The organism is Pelomonas sp. CA6 (assembly GCF_022549225.1).
In the GTDB taxonomy this organism is placed as follows: domain Bacteria; phylum Pseudomonadota; class Gammaproteobacteria; order Burkholderiales; family Burkholderiaceae_C; genus Roseateles.
Genome location: NZ_JAKZFD010000021.1, coordinates 1 through 5,643 on the forward strand (window position 1 = coordinate 1; position 5,643 = coordinate 5,643).

1 protein-coding gene is annotated in these 5,643 nt (G+C 72.2%); it reads left to right on the plus strand.

All coding sequences use genetic code 11. The features are described 5' to 3' along the window. Nucleotides 1-5,643: non-ribosomal peptide synthetase (locus tag LZ017_RS21645; RefSeq protein ID WP_277604851.1), on the plus strand; the 5,643-nt coding region annotated here is incomplete at both ends.

Consider the following 5,643-nt stretch of genomic DNA (forward strand, 5'->3'; position numbering starts at 1 on the left):
AGGCTGCTGGCGCAGCCCGGGGTGCGCGAGGCCGTGGTGCTGGCGCGCGAAGACGAGCCGGGGCTGAAGCGGCTGGTGGCCTACGTCGTGGGTCAGCGCGATGACGAGCAGCTCGACGTCGACACGCTGCGCCAGGCCCTGGCCGGCGAGCTGCCCGGCTACATGGTGCCCAGCGCCTTCGTGCGTCTGGACGAGATGCCGCTGACGCCCAATGGCAAGGTGGACCGCCGCGCGCTGCCGGCACCGGAACATACGGAACGTGCCTACGAGGCACCGCAGGGCGCGCAGGAAGAACAGTTGGCCGCGCTGTGGGCCGAGGTGTTGCAGCTGCCGCGCGTGGGCCGGCACGACGACTTCTTTGAGCTGGGCGGGCATTCGCTGCTGGCAGTGCGCGTGCTGTCGCGCCTGGGCCAGCTGGGCCATGGCGCGCCGGAGCTGTCGCAGCTCTTTGACGCGCCGACGGTGGCGCAGTTCGCGCACGTGCTGGGCGAGGTCCGCGAAGGGCTGCAGGACCCGGCCGCCGTGCTGCCGCCGCTGGTGGCGGAGCCGGCGCGCGGCGATACCGCGCCGCTGACCCATGCCCAGCAGCGCCTGTGGTTCCTGACCCGGCTGCCGGGCATGAGCCAGGCCTATCACATCCATCTGGCGCTGCGGCTGCGCGGCTCGCTGGACCGGGCCGCGCTGCGCGGCGCGCTGCAGCAGCTGGTCGACCGCCACGAGGCCCTGCGCACCGGCGTCCTGCTGGAAGACGGGCAACCCATCCAGCGCATCGCCGCACAGGCCGTGCTGCCCTGGCGCGAGGCCGTGGTGCAGGCCCATGAGCTCATGGAGGCGGTGCGTCAGGAACTGCAGCAGCCCTTCGACCTGGAAAAGCCACCGCTGCTGCGCGCCGCGCTGTTCAACGAGCAGGTACATGCCGGCGACGATGACGACGGCGAGACCCATGTGCTGGTGCTGACGCTGCACCATCTGGTGGCGGACGGCTGGTCGGTCGACGTGCTGTGGCAGGAACTGCAGGCCCATTACAGCGCCGCCGTGGCGGGGACGGCGGAGCCGCTGGCGTTGGCGCCCCTGCCGCTGCAGTACGCCGACTACGCCCTGTGGCAGCGCCGCTGGATGCAGGGCGACGCGCTGGCCGGGCAGGCCGACTACTGGCGCCGCACGCTGAGCGACGCACCGCAGCGCCTGGAGCTGCCCACGGATCGTCCGCGTCCCGCCGAGCAATCGCTGCAGGGCGCCCGCGTGGCGCTGCGCTTCGATGCGGCCTTGAGCGCGCAGCTCAAGGCCTGCAGCCAGCGCCAGGGCGTGACGCTGTTCATGCTGCTGCTGGGGGCCTGGGGCAGCCTGCTGTCGCGCTGGTCGGGCCAGGCGGAGGTGCTCATCGGCACGCCGGTGGCCAACCGCTCGCGCCGCGAGCTGGAAGGGCTGATCGGCCTGTTCGTCAACACCCTGGTGCTGCGCATGCCCGACGCGGGCGAGCTGACGGCCGGCGCCTGGCTGCAGCGGGTGCGCCAGCAGGTGCTGCAGGCCCAGCAGCACCAGGACCTGCCTTTCGAGCAGGTGGTGGAACTGGTCAAGCCCGAGCGCAGCCTGGCCTACACGCCGCTGTTCCAGGTGATGTTCGCGTGGCAAGGCGCGGTGGCCGACCGCTGGCAACTGCCCGGGCTGCAATTGGAAGGCCTGGGCAGCACGGACGCGGTCGCCAAGTTCGACCTGACGCTGGAGCTGATGGAGTCGCAGGGCTGCATCGTGGGACATCTGGAGTACGCCACGGCGCTGTTCGACCGTGCCACCATCGAGCGCCGCGTGCGCAATCTGGAGCAGCTGCTGCGCTCGCTGGTGGCGGCCGATCTCGCTTGCACCGCGATGGCCGCGCTGCCGCTGCTCAGCGATGACGAGCAGACCCAGCTCCAGCAGTGGCGCGATGACGCGGTGTGGCCGATGGCCGGTGCGTTGGACGTGCTGGCACGGGTGCGTGAGCAAGCGGCGGCCACGCCGCAAGCCATCGCGCTGGAGCAGGGCGATCAAAGGATCAGCTATGCGCAACTGCAGCGGCAGTCGCTGGCGCTGGGCGGCTGGCTGGCTGCGCGGGGCGCGGGCGAGGAGGACCGCGTTGCGGTCTGCATCCCGCGTTCCATCGCGTGGACGCAGGCGCTGCTGGGCACCTGGCAGGCGGGTGCGGCCTATGTGCCGCTGGATCCGCAATGGCCGGACGCACGGCTGGCGCAGACGCTGCGGGACTGCGCGCCCAAGGCGGTGCTGACGCTGGGAGCGGCGCAGCACGAGCGCATGGTGCGGCTGCTGGATGGCGCCGCGGTGCCGGTGCTGGACCTGAGCGAGCCGCTGCCGGACGACATCGTTCCGGTGCAGCCGCGGGAGCGGGCCGAGTCGCGCCTGGCCTATGTGATCTACACCTCCGGCTCGACCGGCGTGCCCAAGGGCGTGATGGTGGAGCAGCGCCAGCTGGCGCAGCTGGTGGAGTGGCATGTACGCAGCTTCGGGCTGGGTGAAGGGCACCGCACCGCGCTGACGGCCGGCGTGGGCTTCGACGCCAGCACCTGGGAGACCTGGCCGGCGCTGGCCAGCGGGGCCACGCTGGTGATCCCGCCGCTGGACGAGCGGGGCGAGGTGCTGGACGCGGCGGCGCTGCTGGGCTGGTGGCGGGCGCAGCAGCTGGACAGCAGCTTCCTGGTGACGCCGCTGGCCGAGCTGGCGCTGGCCGACGGCCCGCTGCCGCAGGGGCTGCGCACGCTGCTGACCGGCGGCGAGCGGCTGCGCCGCGTGCCGGAGCAGCTGCCGCAAGACCTGACCCTGGTGAACAACTACGGGCCGACCGAGACCACGGTGGTGGCGACCTCGGGAGCCTTGAGCGCGGGGCAGGAATCGCCGGACATCGGCGCGGCGATCAGCAACACGCGGCTGTATGTGCTGGACGCGCAGCAGCGCGAACTTCCGCTGGGCGCGGTGGGCGAGCTGTACATCGGCGGCCCGAGCGTGGCGCGGGGCTACCTGGGCCGGCCGGAGCTGACGCAGGAGCGCTTCCTGGCCGATCCGTTCGCGGGCGGCGGGGCGCGCATGTACCGCACCGGTGACCTGGTGCGCTGGCGGGATGACGGGCGGCTGGCCTTTGTCGGCCGCAACGACGAGCAGGTGAAGCTGCGCGGCTACCGCATCGAGCTGGGCGAGATCGAGGCGCGACTGCTGGCGCAGCCCGGGGTGCGCGAAGCCGTGGTGCTGGCGCGCGAAGACGAGCCGGGGCTGAAGCGGCTGGTGGCCTACGTCGTGGGTCAGCGCGATGACGAGAAGCTCGACGTCGACACGCTGCGCCAGGCGCTGGCCGGCGAGCTGCCCGGCTACATGGTGCCCAGTGCCTTCGTGTGCCTGGACGAGATGCCGCTGACGCCCAATGGCAAGGTGGACCGCCGTGCGCTGCCGGCACCGGAACATACGGAACGTGCCTACGAGGCACCGCTGGGCGCGCAGGAAGAACAGTTGGCCGCGCTGTGGGCCGAGGTGTTGCAGCTGCCGCGCGTGGGCCGGCACGACAACTTCTTCGAGTTGGGCGGGCATTCGCTGCTGGCGGTCACGCTGACCGAGCGCATGCGCCAGCGGGGGCTGTCCAGCGACGTGCAGGCCTTGTTCAGCACGCGCAGTCTGGCGGAACTGGCCGAGCGCATGGCCGACAGCGGGGCGGGCGTGGGCGGCCTTGAGCTGCCGCCCATGGGCATCCCGGACGGTGCCGAGCGGATCACGCCGGAGATGCTGCCGCTGGTGTCGATCAGCCAGGCACAGCTGGATGCGCTGGTCGCGCAGGTGCCCGGCGGGGCTGCCAACGTGCAGGACATCTATCCGCTGGCGCCGCTGCAGGAGGGCATGCTGTTCCACCACCTGACGGGCGGCGATGGCGACGTCTACCTGCTGCGCGCGGTGATGCGCTTCGACGGCGAGGCCAGGCTGCAGCGCTACCTGGATGCGCTGCGCCGGTCGCTGCGCCGCCACGACGTGCTGCGCACGGCGCTGTACTGGGAAGGGCTGGACGAGCCGGTGCAACTGGTGCAGCGCGAGGCCGAGCTGCCGGTGCTGACGCTGGACGCGGCGGATCTCGGCGTGGACGAGGCCTCGCGCGGCGACGAGGCGCTGCAGGCCTTGCTGCATCACAGCGATGCACGCCGCCTGCGTCTGTGCCTGCAGAAGGCGCCGCTGCTGCAGGCGCAGCTGCTGCGCGAACCCGGTCGCGACAGCTGGGTGATGGCCTTGCTGGTGCATCACCTGGTGGTGGACCATCAGGCCCTGGACGTGCTGCAGCAGGAAATCGGCCTGCTGCTGTCCGGCCGCGAGCAAGACCTGGCCCCACCGCAGCCCTTCCGCAACTTCGTCGCGCAGGCCCGGCTGGGCATGCCGACGGCCCAGCATGAGTCCTATTTCCGCGAGCGGCTGGCCGCGGTGGACGAACCGACGCTGCCGTACGGCTTGTCGGACGTGCAAGGCGATGGCAGCGCGGTGGCCGAGGCCCACCTGAGCCTGCCGGCGACGCTGAGCAGCAGCCTGCGCGCCCAGGCGCGCCGGCTGGGCGTCAGCGTGGCCAGCCTCTGTCATCTGGCCTATGCGCAGCTGTTGGGCCAGGTCAGCGGGCGCGACGACGTGGTGTTCGGCACGGTGTTGTTCGGCCGCATGCAGTCGGGTTCCGGCGCGGACCGGGCGCTGGGGCTGTACATCAACACGCTGCCGCTGCGTGTCCAGTTGCAGGGTCGGGTGGATGACGCGGTGCACCGCGTGCAGCTCGACCTGGCGGCGCTGCTGCGCCACGAGCATGCCTCTCTGGCGCTGGCGCAGCGCTGCAGCGGGCTGGCGTCCGGCGTGCCGCTGGTGACGGCGCTGCTGAACTACCGCCACAGCCACGCGCAGCCGGGTCAAGGCGATCCGGTCGCCGCCTTGCCGGGCGTGGAGACGCTGCGCGGCGAGGAACGGACCAACTATCCCTTCACGCTGAGCGTGGACGATTTCGGCGACCACGGCCTGCGGCTGAACGCGCTGGTGGCGGCCCCGGCGCAGCCGGAGCGGGTGTGTGCGCTGATGCAGCAGTCGCTGCAGGCGCTGGTGCAGGCGCTGGAGACGACGTCGGCGCTGCCCCTGCCGGTGCTGCCGGACGCGGAACGAGCGGCGCTGCTGTCGCTGGCGGAGCACACGCGCCCCTATCCCGGCGGTCGGACGCTGGCCCAGCTGTTCGACGCGGTCGTGCGCGAGCACGCTGGATCGACCGCCGTGGTGCAGGGAGAGCGCCAGCTGAGCTATGCGCAACTGGATGCGGCGGCCAATCGCCTGGCGCGGGTGCTGCAAGGCCAGGGCGTGGGCGCGGGCGATGCGGTGGCGACGCGGCTGGAGCGGTCGCTGGAGCTGGTGTTGGCGCAGCTGGCCATCCTGAAGCTGGGAGGCGTGTATGTGCCGCTGGACCCGCAGATGCCCGACGCGCGCCAGCAACTGCTGATCGCGGACAGCGGGGCGCGGTGCTTGCTGCGCGCGCCGGGCTCGGCGGAACCCGCTTGGGGAATGGACTCGCTGGCCGTGTCGCTGGACGCGCTGGCGGACCTCGACGCCTCGCCGCTGCCGGATCGGCCCCAGGACGCCGAGGCGCCGGCCTACCTC